Here is a 15,434-nt window from a genome sequence, read left to right on the forward strand (position 1 = left end):
AGTATGATGCTATGCGCCGAAATGAAAATGGCGCATAGCATTGTTTTTTGAATTACAGTACAATCGGCAGAATTAAAGACTTGCAGCTCATAATTGCCGGCGATATCACTAAAAAACAATGATCGGTCAAAGAGCTTGTCTGTCATACTTTGGGAGGAGTAGACGACACAATGTCGTATACAGTGCTTGTTGTGGAGGACGAGCCGAATATTGTTCTGTCGCTGCAATTTATAATGCGGCAGGTCGGTTTTACGGTTCGAGTAGCATCTGATGGGGATCAGGCAATACGAGCTGTGGAGGAATACGTTCCTGATCTGGTATTGCTGGATATTATGTTACCGAAGCAGGACGGTTTCGCCGTTTGTGAAAATATTCGAAATAACCCTGCCTGCCGAAATGTCAAAATTATCATGTTGTCCGCTAAAAGCAGGGATGCTGATCGGGAGAAGGCGTTGGAGCTAGGAGCCGATGAGTTTATTACCAAGCCTTTTTCAACGCGCGTCCTTGGCGAAATGGTCAAGCGCCTTATGGGCCTGGAGGCTGGGTGAATAAGGTGTTTGAGAGGAACGACCGGGATAAACTGGGATGAAACGGACCGGGCGAAAAAAAGAATGGTCTATTTTGGTTTTTTGCATATTCCTGCTTGGAATATTTCCGCCAGTGCTGTTTGTCTTTGATAAAAATCTTTTGGTTGCAGGCCTTCCGCTTGGGTTTCTTTATCTCTACGGATTTTGGGCGGTCATGATATTATTTATGGCGATCGGTGCGCGGCGTCGAAACATTCCGGATACACCGGTTTCACCAGTGCCAACAATATCAGATCGGTCCAACACGATTGTCAGAAACGACCATCGTGATGTCTAGCGGTCTGGTCATAACCGTTTCGTTCCTGTATCTGGGCCTGCTCTTTGCTATCGCCCATTATGTGGATACCCGGGCTGGTTTAAAACGCATCCTTTCCCGTAACCCCTATATTTATACACTTTCCATCGCCGTTTTCTGTACGTCCTGGACGTTTTATGGCAGCGTCGGGCGCGCGGCGACGACAGGGCTGGACTTTTTGCCCATCTATCTGGGGCCTACCTTGGTGTTCGTTCTGTGGTCGTTTGTCTGGATCAAGATTATCCGCATTTGCAAGCAACGGCGCATCACCTCGATTGCTGATTTTATTGCCTCCCGGTACGGGAAAAGTACCATGCTGGGCGGATTGGTTACGATCATCGCTGTGGTCGGGATCATGCCTTATATCTCTCTACAGCTTAAATCGATTGCAACCAGTTTCCGGATCCTGATTACATCCTCAGGTGGTCTGTTACCAACAACGCCAGTTGAGCCTTTGTTTTTTGTCGATACGACGTTGGTGGTGGCTGTTGCGCTGGCATTATTCGCCATCCTTTTCGGAACACGTCACATTGATGCCAGTGAACACCATGAGGGTTTGGTCGCGGCGATTGCTTTTGAAAGTGTTGTAAAGTTGCTCGCTTTTTTGACGGTCGGTGGCTTTGTAACATATGGGATTTTCAACGGCTTCACGGATATTTTTCAGCGGGCGTCGGTTGATCCTTCTTTATCGCAACTCTTTACGGTCAGTCAGGGGCAGGGGTATAGCTTGTGGATGACCATGACGTTACTGTCTATGGCGGCGATCATATGCTTGCCCCGGCAATTTTATATAACGGCTGTCGAAAATCCCGATGAAGGATATGTTCGGAAAGCCACATGGTTGTTTCCTGCCTATCTTCTGGTCATTAATATTTTTGTTCTTCCCATCGCAATCGGGGGGCGCCTTGCCTTTGCGGGTACACCAGCCGATGCTGATATGTTCGTTCTGACTGTACCGCTTTATTATGATCACGGGTTTATTGCTCTTTTTGCTTTTCTTGGGGGGTTGTCAGCCGCGACCTCCATGGTGATTGTTGCGTCCATTGCGCTGAGCACCATGGTGTGCAATGACCTTGTTATGCCAGTTCTGTTGCGCTGGAAATGGTTGAATATAAGCCGGAATGCTGATTTGACCGGACTTTTGCTGTTTATCCGGCGCGCCAGCATTCTTCTTATCCTTGTTCTGGGATATGGCTATTATCTGTTTGCCAGTGAAAGCCATTCTCTTGTGACCATCGGCTTGGTGTCCTTTGCCGCAGCGGCGCAGTTTGCGCCAGCGATTATTGGGGGCATCTTTTGGAAGGACGCCAACTTTAAAGGCGCACTGACCGGATTGCTCGGTGGGTTCATCCTTTGGGTATATACGTTGCTGCTTCCCTCTCTTGCTCAGTCCGGGTGGCTTCCGCTCAGTTTTATCGAGGAAGGGCTCTTCGGTATCAATCTCCTTAAGCCCTATGCCTTGTTTGGTCTCGAAGGGTTTGACCGACTAACCCATGCCCTGTTCTGGAGCATGTTCTTCAATATCGGTTGTTACTGGATCATTTCATTATTGACCCAGCAGACCGCGCTGGAGCGTATTCAGGCCAAATTGTTTGTTGATGTTTTCGAGTATTCGGAAGGGGAGCGCGACAACAGTTATTGGAAAGGGTCTGTTACGATTGGAGATTTGCAGCAACTGGTTGGCCGCTTCGTTGGAGTAAAAAAGGTGGCGGATGCTTTTGACAGTTTTGCTCGGGATAAAAAAATAAATCTCCGTAAAAGTCAGATTGTGGATGTTCAGTTCCTGAATTTTGCGGAAAAGCTTCTTGCGGGATCCATTGGTTCAGCCACCGCAAGGGTGATGGTCGGATCAATCGTAAAGGGCGAAGTCGTCAGCCTTGACGAGGTATATCGGATTCTGGATGAGACAAGCCAGGTTATTGAATATAGTCATAAGCTCGAACAGAAATCGACTGAACTTGAGGAAGCGACGGCACAGTTGCAGATGGCAAATGCCCGGCTGAAAGAACTGGATTCTTTGAAAGATGATTTCCTGTCGATGGTTAGCCATGAATTGCGGACACCCTTAACAAGTTTGCGGGCATTTGGCGAGATTTTACAGGACAATCCCAACGTGTCATTGGCGGAGAGAAAGCAGTTTCTGGGGATCATCATTAATGAAAGTGAGCGGCTTACCCGTTTGATTGATCAACTTCTTGATCTTGCCAAGATGGAAGCGGGACGGATGGATTGGTCGCTGGCTGATGTAGATGCGTGCCAGGTCATCCGGGAGGCTGTCGGTACACTGGATGCCTTGATACTTGAAAATAACATCAGGTTAGATCTTCAATTGGCGCCGGGGTTGCCAAAAATTCGGGCGGATCGGGATCAATTGATGCAGGTGATTATTAATCTGGTCTCGAACGCGATCAAATTTTGTGACCAAGACGCGGGCGAAATTCTGGTTGCTGCCAAAGAACAGGAGACGGGCCTGCTTATTTCGGTGGAGGATAACGGCATTGGTGTGCCCGCACCGCTTAAGGAAAAAATCTTTGAGCGCTTCCATCAATCCCATTCCGTGGCGCAGGAAAAGCCGCAAGGGTCGGGGCTTGGGCTTGCGATTTGTCGGCAGATTGTCACCTATCTCGATGGACGTATCTGGGTTGAAAATAAAACCGAGGGTGGCGCGCGGTTTTATTTTACAATTCCATTTCAGCAGGATGAAGAGTTACGTCAAATAGCTGAGTAAACGGGACTAAAAAAACAGATGACCCGCTGACCTGTAGACCATCGATAAACCGACAAGCAGGATCAGAACAAGAACCACTTTTTTGAAGAAAACCGGATCAACCCGCCTGCGCAGAACGGTGCCAATCCATATACCCAACAGAATGGGAACCATACCCGCAAGCCCATAAAAAGCTTCTATAGGGCCAAGAATATCTGTTCGTTGCAGGGAGATTGCCAGAACCAGACTGCCTGAGAATAACAGGACACTGACGACAGAAACAAACCGTTCTTTTGTTAAACCAAGGGACACAAAGAAAAAGATGGGCATGATACCGAAAAGGGACGTCATGCCTCCTATAATGCCAGATGAAACACCGATAATCGGAGCGATAATTTCCTGCTGTTTTTTCAGGACCGTTAGTGATTTTCCCATTAAATCCAGAGACGTAACAATGAGAAGAATGATCCCCAGCATGATTGTCAGGATATCAGTATTTACCACGGCCAGAAAATAGGCCCCCACGGGAAGCGTCACCAATAAGGGAACCAGTAAGGTCCAATGACGCCGGATAGATCCTTTTACATCCCCAGAGATAGTCATTTGAACGAGATTGCTGAGGGTCATGGGAATGGCCAGCACCGAAATGGCAAATGGCAGGGGCAGGACGAGAATTATGATCGGAATTGATACCGTCGGCAATCCGAAAGAGGAAACCCCTTTCACAAAGCCACCAAATAACAAGGCCGCGCAGATAACAGCAAAATGAAGACTATTAAAGTCCTGGATGATTTGTTCGATCATTCTTTTTTCTTATGTGATGTCGGGATATCATTGACGAAGCTCGGAACATGATAGCCCTTTTTTACAGCGGGTCGTTGAGCGATGGTTTCGTACCATCTTTGGACATTGGGATAGTCAGACAGAGCCATCCCCTGCCATTCAAATCTGGAAATCCACGGCCAGACTGCCATATCTGCAATCGAATAGGTAGTGGCAATATAATTTTTCCCGGCCAATTGTTTGTCCAAAACGCCGTATAAACGTTCGGCTTCCGCCTTGAATCGGGTTTGTGCATAATCTGAAACGCCTGGATTGAAATGACAAAAATGATGGACTTGTCCAAGTATTGGGCCGGCTCCACCCATTTGCCACATCAGCCATTCAATGGCCTTCCAGTAGAGGTTTCCTTCCGGTAGAAATTGCCCCGACTTTTGAGCCAGATAAAGTAATATGGCGCCGCTTTCCATCAAGGATATTCCCGTGTCATGGTCGTGAATAGCGGGTATCTTATTATTCGGGCTAATAGCAAGGAACTTAGGATCGAATTGTTCGTTTTCTCCAATATTTACGGGATGGACGGTGTAGGGAAGAGACGTTTCCTCCAACATGATTGATACTTTTCGTCCGTTTGGCGTGCCCCAAGTATAAAGGTCGATCATAAATCTGACTCCATTCCTGCTTTTGCATTGAATTTAATTTCTTTTACTCTGATTATCAGAAATGGCGCAGACTGCAAATCAGCATAAGAAAAGGTAGCAATAATGAAAGCGTATGTAATCGGGGAAGGTTCCGGATTAGAGGCCCTGACGTTAATCGAGAGAGATGTTCCCAAGCCCGGTCCCGGAGAAGTTCTTGTTCGAATGAAAGCCAACTCGATTAACTACCGTGATTTGTTGACCATAAAAAATGCGGGTGCCAGAGGTATCACAGATCAACGCATTCCAAATTCGGATGGCGCGGGCGTTATTGAAGCCGTGGGTGAAGGTGTCACACGCTATCAGGCCGGCGACCGGGTGGTTGGCTGTTTTTTCCAGAATTGGGTCAGTGGCCCCATTACAGAAAAAACAATGTTGTCCGCATTAGGCGGCCCGATTGACGGGGTGCTGGCAGAATATGTTGTGTTAAAGGAGCAGGGTGTCTTGCCTATTCCCGACAGCCTGTCATTTGAACAAGCCGCAACATTGCCTTGCGCGGCGGTAACCGCATGGAATTGCCTGATTGAAAAAGGGGAAGCGAAAGCCGGGGATACCGCTTTATTGCTGGGAACAGGCGGCGTTTCCATTTTTGCACAGCAAATCGCCAAATTTTGCGGTATTCAGACGATTGTAACCTCCAGTAGCGATGAAAAACTTGCACGCGTGAAAAAACTTGGGGCCCGTACCTTGATCAATTATCGGGATCAGCCAGAATGGGAAAATGCAGTATTGGACGCGACAAATGGAAGAGGCGTCGATGTCGTGATTGAGGTAGGAGGTGCCGGTACGCTGGCGAAATCAGTGGAAGCGGTTCGGATCGGCGGTACTGTGTCGTTGGTCGGCGTACTCACCGGCGGCACGATTGACCCGACTTCCATCATGCGAAAATCTGTAAAACTTCAGGGGATTTATGTTGGCCCCCAAGATATGTTTGCCAGGTTGATCCGGGCGATCGACTATAATGAACTCAACCCCGTTATCGAGGAAACTGTAGCGTTTGATGAAGCAAAAGATGCTTATCGATTAATGGAAAGTGGTCAGCATTTTGGGAAAATTGTTATTGCCTTTTCTTAACTGAAAAACGGCAAGGAGGAAGTTTTATGAAGTTATTACGCTATGGCCCAACAGGCTCAGAGAAACCCGCGTTGCTTGATGACGAGGGGAACGTTCGGGATTTGTCTTCTGTAATCAGTGATGTTAATGGCAGCTCTCTCACAGATGATGCACTGGCTTCTTTGAAGGCAGTGGATCCAGGCAGCCTCCCGATTGTGAACGAGACCGGCCGCATCGGGCCTTGTGTCGCAAATGTCGGGAAGTTGATTTGCATTGGTCTGAATTATTCAGATCATGCTGAAGAAACGGGCAATCCAATTCCTAAAGAACCGATTGTTTTTATGAAGGCGACCAGTTCAATTTGTGGACCCAATGATGATATCGAAATCCCACGGAATTCGGTCAAAACAGACTGGGAAGTGGAACTGGGTGTTGTGATCGGAAAGCGGGCGAAATATGTTTCAGAAGCAAATGCACTGGATTATGTCGCTGGTTATTGTGCTGTAAATGATGTTTCAGAACGGGAGTTCCAGACAGAGCGTTCCGGGCAATGGGTCAAAGGTAAAAGTCATGATACTTTTGCGCCATTGGGTCCATGGATGGTTACAAAAGACGAAGTGCCCGATCCGCAGAATGTATCTATGTGGCTGGATGTTGACGGGCATCGGTTTCAGGATGGATCAACAAAAACAATGATTTTCGGTGTTCAGGAAATCGTTTCTTATTTGAGCAATTTTATGACCTTGGAACCAGGTGATATTATTTCCACCGGAACACCTCCTGGTGTGGGGATGGGGCAAAAACCTGATCCTGTTTACCTGAAGGTAGGTCAGGAGATTCGTATGGGGGTTGAAGGACTGGGCGAACAATCTCAGAAAACAATCGCAGCCAGAGACTAAGCAGACACTAAAAGAGGAAAGAATGGAAAAGACCTGTACACCTGAAGCTCTGGGATTTTCGTCCGCGCGCTTGGATTATATTACGGACTGGATGAAACGCTATGTCGATGCGGGTAAGTTACCCGGTGCCCAGACCGTTGTGATGAGAGGCGGCGAAGTTGCCTATTCAGGCTGGACAGGCTTTTCTGACGTAGAGAACAAAGTTCGCTGGCAGGAAGATACAATCGCCCGGTTTTATTCCATGACCAAACCGGTTTCTTCATTGGCCTTGATGACATTGTATGAGCGGGGTCTTTTTCATCTGGATGATCCGATTGAAACCTTTATTCCGGCTTTTAAGGACATGCGGGTCTTGCGGAAAAATGCTCAGTCTGTTGATGATACGGAACCGTGCAAAACAAAGCCGACAGTCCATCATTTGCTAACGCATTGTTCTGGTTTGACTTACGATTTCAATCTTGGGGTTCTGGAAACCCTGTATGGCGAAGAAAAAATGGACTTTGGTCCCCGGCGCGGAACGCTGGAAGACCAGATTGACCGCTTGGCTCAAATGCCTTTGAAATTTGAGCCTGGCAGCCGATGGAATTATGGGGTTTCAACAGATGTTGTTGGCCGCCTTGTGGAGATTATTTCGGGGCAAAGCCTTGATCAGTATTTTAACGATACATTTTTTGAGCCTCTGGGTATGAAGGATACCGCTTTTGATTTCGGGCCTGAACAGCAAGGCCGGGTTGCTGCCAGTTATACACCGAACACGGATGGTTCTCTTAAGCTGGTCGAAAATGCATCGAACAGTGTTTATGCGAAAGGGAATGTTCAAGGTCTTTCTGGCGGGGGCGGATTGCTTTCTACCGCTGGAGATTACTTGAAATTTGCCGATATGATCCGGCGTCGCGGCAGGTTTGGCGATCAGCAGATCCTTGGAACCCGCACCATGGACTTTATCATGCAGAATCATATGCCGGGGGATCTTGCTTCGATGGGGCAGCCGGTGTTTTCAGAAGTATCGTTTGCCGGGGTCGGGTTTGGCCTCGGCGGTTGGGTGATGCTCGATCCAACGAAGGCTCAGATGATGGGTAGCCCCGGTGACTTCGGATGGGGCGGGATGGCGAGTACAGTCTTTTGGGTTGACCCTCTTGAAGATATGGTTGTGCTGTTCCTGACCCAGTTACTTCCTTCCAGCTATTATCCGTTGCGAAAAGAACTACGCGCGCTGGCCTATCAGGCGATGATAGACTAGGTATTTTCAACGGCCTGCAAGGCCTGCTTATCTAAGGTTCCAAGAAGCCTTTGGAATTTTTAACTTCTTTAAAATCGAGGCACGAATGAGTATTGCGCTTGGGGTGGATCCTTTTAACTTTGTCGTATTCGGCGGAACGGGTGATCTTGCTATCCGTAAGTTGATGCCCGCGCTTTTGTTCAGTGAATGTGATGATCGATTGCCGGATGAGGCCTCTATTATTGCGCTTGGCCGGACTGAGTTGAGTCAGCAGGAATATGCAGACATTGTTCGTGCCGGTTGTAAAAAATATATGGCGGATAACCTGTTCAGTGAGGAGAAGTGGGAAGCCTTCGCGAAGCGTCTGTGCTACTTCAAACTGGATATTGATGAAAAGCAGGACTTTTTAAAACTGGCTGAGCATCTTGATAAAACGGCGGACCGTGTTCGTGTTTTTTACCTGGCCACACATTCTTCCTTATTTGCGGCGGTTGGCGAAGGACTTCATGACGCTAACGCTATTCATGACCAGTCCCGGATTGTCCTTGAGAAGCCGCTCGGCATGGATCTGAAATCGGCGAAGGAAACCAACAGCCAGATCGCCCGTTTTTTCAAAGAAGATCAGATTTTCAGGATTGATCATTATCTTGGAAAGGAAACTGTCCAGAACCTGATGGTTTTGCGTTTTGGAAATTCAATTTTTGAGCCCGTCTGGCATCACGGCATGATTGACCATGTACAGATAACCGTCGCTGAAACGGTCGGCGTAGAGGGACGCGGCGGGTATTATGATAAAAGTGGTGCCTTGCGCGATATGGTGCAAAACCATCTGGTCCAGCTATTGTGCCTTGTGGCGATGGAACCACCGGCACAATTCGATCAGGATGCAGTGCGGGATGAAAAATTAAAGATCCTGAAAAGTCTTCGACCGATCATGGGCGATCATGTGGAAAAAAACACAGTACGCGGTCAATATGCCGAAGGTGCGATTGATCGCACGGCAACTCATAGCTATCTGGAAGACAGCGGGATTGAAGAAAGCAATACGGAAACGTTTGTTGCTATCAAGGCCGAGGTGGATAACTGGCGTTGGACCGGTGTTCCCTTTTACTTGCGAACAGGCAAGCGTTTGCGGCAGCGATTTTCAGAGATCGTGATCGATTTCAAACCCGTTCCTCATCAGATTTTTCCTTCGCCGGGACAGGGAATGAAGCCAAATCGATTGATTATTCGTCTTCAGCCAGATGAAGGCATAAAATTGATCATGACAAGTAAGGTGCCGGGGCCGGGAGGGCTTCGTTTGCAACAGACACCCTTGAACTTGTCTTATTCCGATGTTTTCCGAAAACGCGCGCCGGATGCCTATGAGCGATTGATTTTGGATTCTGTTCGCGGGAATTCTACATTGTTTATGCGGCGCGATGAATTGGAGGCGGCCTGGAGCTGGGTTGAACCTATTCTGGAGGAATGGGAAAAAAGCGAAGAGGCCTTGGTTGACTATCCCGGCGGCACCATGGGGCCAACGGCGTCCACTGCATTAATTGCCCGGGATGGTCGGTCATGGCACGACGGCGGAGAGACTTAAGGCATGGTATTGATCAGCGAGTGTCTGTTTTCAGATGCAGAAAAGCTGGATGAAAATCTGGCAAAAAAGGTGGGGGAACTGCTTTCGGTCGCCATTGCCGAGCGGGGCGCCGCCGTATTGGTTGTTTCTGGCGGAAACACACCTAAGAACATGTTTCGTAAATTGAGCCAAGAGAAACTTGATTGGGACAAAGTGACAATTTTGTTGGCAGACGAGCGCTGGGTTGAGACGGATAGTGATCGAAGCAATGAAAAAATGGTGCGCGCTTGCCTTCTGCGACATGCCGCTGCAGAGGCGCGCTTTATTGGCTACTATCATCCGGATAAAGCGGCAGAAGAAGCGCTGCCGGTTTTAAATGAAATGCTGGTGATGCTTCGCCAGCCGATTGATGTGCTGCTTCTGGGCATGGGGGAGGATGGACATACGGCATCGTTATTTCCCTGTGCCCCGAATGCCGCCGGTTTACTGAACCCGAATGAGCCATTGAAACTGGTTATTGTCGAACCAATCTCTGCACCTGATAAACGAGTGAGCCTGTCGTTTCCGGTTCTTTGTCAGGCGCGTTCAACTGTTTTGCATATAACCGGTGAAATGAAGAAAGAAGTTTTACAGAAGATCACCTCCGGGACGATTGATGCGCCCATCGGCGAAGTTTTGGCATCGGGTGATGGTCTCAAAATGTTGTACTGGTCGCCCTAGAAAGGGAAATGTCATGCCTATTCCTCAAATTCAACGCGTGACGGATCGCATTATCGCGCGAAGTCAGGAAAGTCGGCGCGCTTACTTGGATGCTATACGCACTGCGAAGGATCAGGGCCCTCATCGAACGAGCCTGTCCTGCGGCAACCTTGCGCATGCCTGCGCGGCGTCGCCCGATCAGGAAAAATCTGAGTATCAGGAGCAGGCGATGGTCAATATCGGCATCATTACCGCCTATAATGATATGTTGTCGGCCCATCAACCATTTGAAAGCTATCCGGCTCTGATCAAAGAGGCGGCTAGAGAAGCCGGTGGGATGGCTCAGGTGGCGAGCGGCGTACCCGCCATGTGCGATGGCGTAACACAGGGGCAGGACGGCATGGAGTTATCGCTGTTTAGCCGCGACGTTATTGCTATGGCCACCGCCATTGGCCTAAGCCATAATGTCTTTGACGCTGCATTGTGCCTGGGCGTGTGCGATAAAATCGTCCCGGGTTTGTTGATCGGCGCACTTTCCTTTGGCCATTTGCCCGTTTTATTTGTACCAGCAGGACCGATGCCTTCCGGATTGCCAAATAAAGAGAAAGCCCGTATCCGTCAGGAATTTGCCGCAGGGAAAATAGGTCGCAAAGAATTATTTGAGGCGGAAAGCGCCTCTTACCATAGTGCAGGAACCTGCACATTTTATGGGACAGCAAATACAAACCAAATGCTGATGGAATTGATGGGGCTTCACTTGCCGGGGGCGGCGTTTGTCAATCCGGGAACCGAACTGCGCGAAGCTCTTACTCAGGAAGCCGCCCGAACAGCGTGCAAACTTGCGCACAATTCGGACGTTGTGCCCCTTGGCGAACAGATTGACGAAAAGACGATTACAAACGCGATTGTCGGTCTGCTGGCGACAGGTGGTTCGACGAACCTGACCATTCATTTGATAGCGATTGCCAAGGCGGCGGGTATTCAAATCAGTTGGCAGGATTTTTCTGATTTGTCCGAAGTTGTTCCCTTCATAACGCGGATCTATCCCAACAGTCAGGCCGATGTGAACCATTTTCACGCGGCAGGGGGCTTCGCTTATCTGGTTTCCACGTTGTTGGAAAATGGATACCTCCATGAAGATGTTAATACGGTTGCGGGCAGAGGCCTTCGCCGGTATGCGCAAGAGCCGTTTCTAGAGGGTCACGCCTTAAAATGGCGGGCCGGTGCACAGCAATCGCTTGATCCGGATATTTTGAGACCAGCGGATAATCCTTTCAGCCCGACCGGGGGCTTGAAATTGTTAGACGGAAATATCGGCCGGTCAGTTATTAAATACTCAGCCGTGGACGAGGCGCACCATATTGTAGAGGCACCAGCTGTCATTTTTAACGATCAAAATGCGTTCTTGAAAGCATTCGAAAAGGGTGAGCTACACCGCGATTTTGTTGCTGTATTGAAAGAGCAGGGGCCAAAATCCAATGGGATGCCTGAGCTGCATAAATTAACCCCGGCACTGGGGATTTTGCAGGATCTGGGCTATCGCGTGGCCCTTGTGACGGATGGCCGGATGTCGGGAGCATCGGGAAAAGTGCCGGCGGCCATTCATATGTCACCAGAGGCAAAGGATGGGGGTAATATTGCCCGGCTGCGGGATGGGGATTTGCTTCGTCTGGATGCCAAAGCCGGCAGTCTTACTGTTGCACTGACGGATGAGGAATTAGCGGGTCGGGATGTCCGTTTGTCCGGTACCAATATGTCTCATCGTGGGTCTGGCCGGGAAATCTTTGCGGCTATGCGAAAAAATGTCAGTTCTGCAGAAGAAGGGGCATCCAGTCTGTTCTAACCGTCTTTGTGGCTGGGAAGCAAAATCGTTACAAGCGTTCCTTCCCCGGTTTGGCTGTCGATGCGCACTGTTCCGTTTGATTGTTTGGCAAAGCCGTAAACCATGCTTAAGCCAAGGCCAGTTCCTTTTCCAACTTCCTTGGTTGTGAAAAACGGCTCAAAGGCATGCTTAAGCACCTTCTCAGGCATGCCCATCCCTGTATCTTTTACAGAAAGGCTGGAATATTGCCCGGGTGCCAGATCGGGATAGAGGCTCGAATTATATTGGTTTATGTCGATATTGCCTGTTTCGATAGTGAGGCTGCCGCCCTTGGGCATGGCATCGCTGGAGTTGATGCAAAGGTTCATTAGCGCATTTTCAATCTGACTGTGATCGGCAAAGACATCTCGCGCATTTCCGTCGGTTTTTACGTCGACAGCGATGGTCTCACCAAGCAGGCGGTCGATGAGTTCAAGCATTTCAGCAACCAGACTGTTCAATTCAACCCGTTGGGGCCGTAGTGCCTGTTTGCGAGAATAGGCTAACAAGCGTTGTGTCAACTGCGCGCCTCTCGTTGCAGATCGTTCGATGGCGCGGGTATGCGCGTAAAGCGGACTGCTTTCAGAGAGTTCATCTTGCAAAAGGTCGATGTTGCCCAGAACGATTGCCAATATGTTATTAAAGTCGTGGGCTATCCCGCCGGTCAACTGGCCGACAGCTTCCATTTTCTGGGCTTGCTGTAGTTGTTGTTCTGCTTTTAATGCCCGTTTATCGGTTTCAATCTGTTCCGTAATGTCGCGTCCCGCGCCCCGAAATCCTTTGAAATCGCCTTTTTCATCGAACATTGGTGAGCCGCTGACAGTCAGATGTAAAACCCGACCATCTTTGTGTTTTAAGTCATAGCGAAAATCACGAAAGGGTTTCTGTTCGAAAAAAGTTTGTTGATGGTCGCGCCAATCTTCGTCGATCAATCGGCTGTTATCGTTCCGCCAAGGGGGGGATCCGATCAACTCCGTTGGTTTTAGTCCTGTGACTTCTTCAAGCCGTTCTGAGAATGTGATGAAGTTATGATTTTCATCGGTTCCCCAGAACCAATCTGACGCAGAGTTTGCTGAGGCTTCAAACTGCGCCTCCCGCAGGCGTAACGCCTCTTCTACTTTTTTGCGATCATTTATCTCTTTTTCAAGTTCGGCGGTTCTGCGTTGTACGCGGCGCTCCAATTCTTCGTTGGCTTCTTTAAGGATCGTTTCGGCTTCTTTGATTTTACTAATATCATTGACCCAAACCACCAGGCGATGATCGCCATCCAGATACAGCTTTTTCCAACTCAGCAGTCCGATGAAACAGGACCCATCTTTGCGTTTGAACTCAACTTCTTGGTTGAGTACTTCACCCGTTTTTTGAAACTCCTTCAGAAGAACAGCACGTTTGTTCGGTGTTTTCCAGAATTCTTCTGGACGGGATTGAAAAATTTCTTCTTCGGTCAGTCGGAAAAGCTCCAATAACGCTTTGTTTGAAAAAATAAACTTGGTATCTGAGATATTATAGATACCAACGCCGACAGGACTGGACGACAGCAGATTTCTGAGTTCAGCCTCTGTTTCGGTCAGCTCTGCCTCAGCAAGTTTCCGGACTTTAATCTCTTCTGATAATTCCCGGGTTCTTTTCTTTACCTGTTTTTCCAGTTCAAGGGAGGCGTTTTTCAGCTTTTCTTCGGCTTTCAGTAGCGCACTGATATCAGTGGCAATTCCGGCGACGCCTTTAAGGGCGCCATTTGCATCAAAGAGAGGGAATTTGACAGCAAGATTAGTGATTTCAATATTATCAAAATTGAAGCTTTCCTGCTCAGAGATCGCCTTTTTCTGTTCCAGAACTTTTTTATCATTGTCTCGAAGAACAGTGGCTATTTCATCCGGAAACAGTTCGTAATCTGTTTTTCCCAGCAAGTATCCATTTGGCCATCCAATACGCTGCGTGAATTTGTTGCCGGCGACAATATATTTGCCTTCCAGGTCTTTGACGAAAATATATGAAGGGCAATTGTCAATAATTGCCTGAAGGAGCTCTTGATTTTCCTTTAGTTCGTCTTCGGCTTTTTTGCGATCTGTGATGTCGAGAATGATGCCGATTAAACCGGCAGGTTCGTTGTCGGGGCCATAAAAAATCGATTTATGAAAGACAACATCATGAAAGGACCCGTCGAAATATTTGATTGTTGTCTCATATATCTGCCGCCCTCCATTTTTGAACAACTCCTCATCGGCTTGACGGTAAGTGTCAGCATTTCGGCTAGGCGCAACATCATAAACGTTCCGTCCGATGAGTTCTTCCCTGGTTAAACCAAGGATTTTGGCGAAATCATCATTAACCGCCGTGTATATGTGATCTTTGTTTTTACAAAATACAGGTGCCGGGATAACGTCGAGGAGGAGGCTATTAAAAAGGTGTTCTGCCGTATTTACGTCGGCGTGTGAAGAGGCCTCTGACGTTCGAATAGATAAAATGAACGTGTTCTCTACACAGACACATTTGATTAACGCAGGAACATTTTGTTGACGATCTGAGGTGATGCGGGCTTCAACTAGTTCAAGGGTTGTTTGCGCAGGTGCGTGCAGAAAACGTAATATTGACGCATGGGAGTGTGCGTCCAGTAAATCCTCCAAAGATTGTTTGCCTTGGGCATTTGATGGAAAGTCAGCCGTCCATCGTTCATTTTGAGAAAGAACAGTACCGTGATTGTCAAGAATGCAGGCTGGCTCACTGATAATCGCCAGCATTGCGTCTGTCATGCGACTTCGTTTCTGAAGAGACATATTCTCTTTGTCGGAGGGTGTTAACATGTTTAGACTAACGTCATAAAAATAATCTTGAACTGTTCTGATTGGTACAATTTATAAAACGGAAATGGTTTTAGAATGTTTAAGGCTTCCACCCACGCTTGATATTAGACGTAAAATTACACAATTTGCCCCATAAGTGAAAGAAGAATGCGAGAAGACTTCTTTTTCGTGAAAAAAGCCGTTGCTTTGAATTATCTACTTGACGGCAGGCAAAGCTAATTTAGGGTTGTACCTTCGTGGAACCGCTCGATTAAGAGTGGGAAAAGAAGTA

General features: G+C 48.1%; 12 protein-coding genes. 9 read left to right on the forward strand and 3 right to left on the reverse strand.

Annotated elements, in window-relative coordinates; all coding sequences use genetic code 11:
• Positions 1–170 precede the first annotated feature (170 nt).
• The 3 genes from OIR97_RS04840 to OIR97_RS04850 are packed head-to-tail and all read left to right on the forward strand — an operon-like array spanning position 171 to position 3,610.
• Positions 171–548: a response regulator transcription factor gene (locus OIR97_RS04840; protein ID WP_169544465.1), complete on the forward strand. Its 378-nt coding sequence runs from the start codon at positions 171–173 to the stop codon at positions 546–548.
• 37 nt (positions 549–585) lie between these two features.
• Positions 586–864, forward strand: coding sequence for a hypothetical protein (locus OIR97_RS04845; protein ID WP_169544466.1), 279 nt, complete (start codon positions 586–588; stop codon positions 862–864).
• Positions 857–3,610: a sensor histidine kinase gene (locus OIR97_RS04850; RefSeq protein ID WP_181017923.1), complete on the forward strand. Its 2,754-nt coding sequence runs from the start codon at positions 857–859 to the stop codon at positions 3,608–3,610. The genes OIR97_RS04845 and OIR97_RS04850 overlap by 8 nt, the downstream gene beginning before the upstream one ends.
• A gap of 6 nt (positions 3,611–3,616) precedes the next feature.
• Here OIR97_RS04850 and OIR97_RS04855 read toward each other — a convergent pair whose 3' ends face one another.
• On the reverse strand, positions 3,617–4,393 hold the full coding sequence (locus tag OIR97_RS04855; RefSeq protein WP_169544468.1) for a sulfite exporter TauE/SafE family protein: 777 nt from the start codon (positions 4,391–4,393) through the stop codon (positions 3,617–3,619).
• Positions 4,390–5,031 carry a glutathione S-transferase family protein gene (locus OIR97_RS04860; RefSeq protein WP_169544469.1) on the reverse strand — a complete coding sequence of 214 codons (642 nt, stop codon included), beginning with the start codon at positions 5,029–5,031 and terminating at the stop codon, positions 4,390–4,392. The genes OIR97_RS04855 and OIR97_RS04860 overlap by 4 nt, the downstream gene beginning before the upstream one ends.
• 102 nt (positions 5,032–5,133) lie before the next feature.
• Between OIR97_RS04860 and OIR97_RS04865 the strand changes: the two genes are divergently transcribed.
• The 6 genes from OIR97_RS04865 to edd all read left to right on the forward strand — a co-directional run bounded on the left by OIR97_RS04865 (position 5,134) and on the right by edd (position 12,344).
• The gene (locus OIR97_RS04865; RefSeq protein WP_169544470.1) at positions 5,134–6,141 is read left to right on the forward strand and encodes a zinc-dependent alcohol dehydrogenase family protein; all 1,008 of its coding nucleotides are present in this window, start codon (positions 5,134–5,136) and stop codon (positions 6,139–6,141) included.
• A 26-nt stretch (positions 6,142–6,167) separates the two neighbouring features.
• Positions 6,168–7,019: a fumarylacetoacetate hydrolase family protein gene (locus OIR97_RS04870; protein WP_169544471.1), complete on the forward strand. Its 852-nt coding sequence runs from the start codon at positions 6,168–6,170 to the stop codon at positions 7,017–7,019.
• A gap of 22 nt (positions 7,020–7,041) precedes the next feature.
• Positions 7,042–8,259, forward strand: coding sequence for a serine hydrolase domain-containing protein (locus tag OIR97_RS04875; RefSeq protein ID WP_169544472.1), 1,218 nt, complete (start codon positions 7,042–7,044; stop codon positions 8,257–8,259).
• 85 nt (positions 8,260–8,344) lie between these two features.
• Complete coding sequence (gene zwf / locus OIR97_RS04880) at positions 8,345–9,823, forward strand: glucose-6-phosphate dehydrogenase (RefSeq protein ID WP_169544473.1); 1,479 nt, start codon at positions 8,345–8,347, stop codon at positions 9,821–9,823.
• Between the two features lie 3 nt (positions 9,824–9,826).
• Positions 9,827–10,522 carry a 6-phosphogluconolactonase gene (gene pgl / locus OIR97_RS04885; protein ID WP_169544474.1) on the forward strand — a complete coding sequence of 232 codons (696 nt, stop codon included), beginning with the start codon at positions 9,827–9,829 and terminating at the stop codon, positions 10,520–10,522.
• 13 nt (positions 10,523–10,535) lie between these two features.
• Positions 10,536–12,344, forward strand: a complete 1,809-nt coding sequence (gene edd, locus OIR97_RS04890; RefSeq protein WP_169544475.1) for a phosphogluconate dehydratase — start codon at positions 10,536–10,538, stop codon at positions 12,342–12,344.
• Here edd and OIR97_RS04895 read toward each other — a convergent pair.
• Positions 12,341–15,112 (reverse strand): hybrid sensor histidine kinase/response regulator, encoded by a 2,772-nt coding sequence (locus OIR97_RS04895; protein ID WP_267177793.1) that lies wholly within the window; start codon positions 15,110–15,112, stop codon positions 12,341–12,343. The genes edd and OIR97_RS04895 overlap by 4 nt on opposite strands.
• Positions 15,113–15,434: the final 322 nt, after the last annotated feature.

It is taken from the genome of Sneathiella aquimaris, assembly GCF_026409565.1.
Taxonomy (GTDB): Bacteria; Pseudomonadota; Alphaproteobacteria; order Sneathiellales; family Sneathiellaceae; genus Sneathiella; species Sneathiella aquimaris.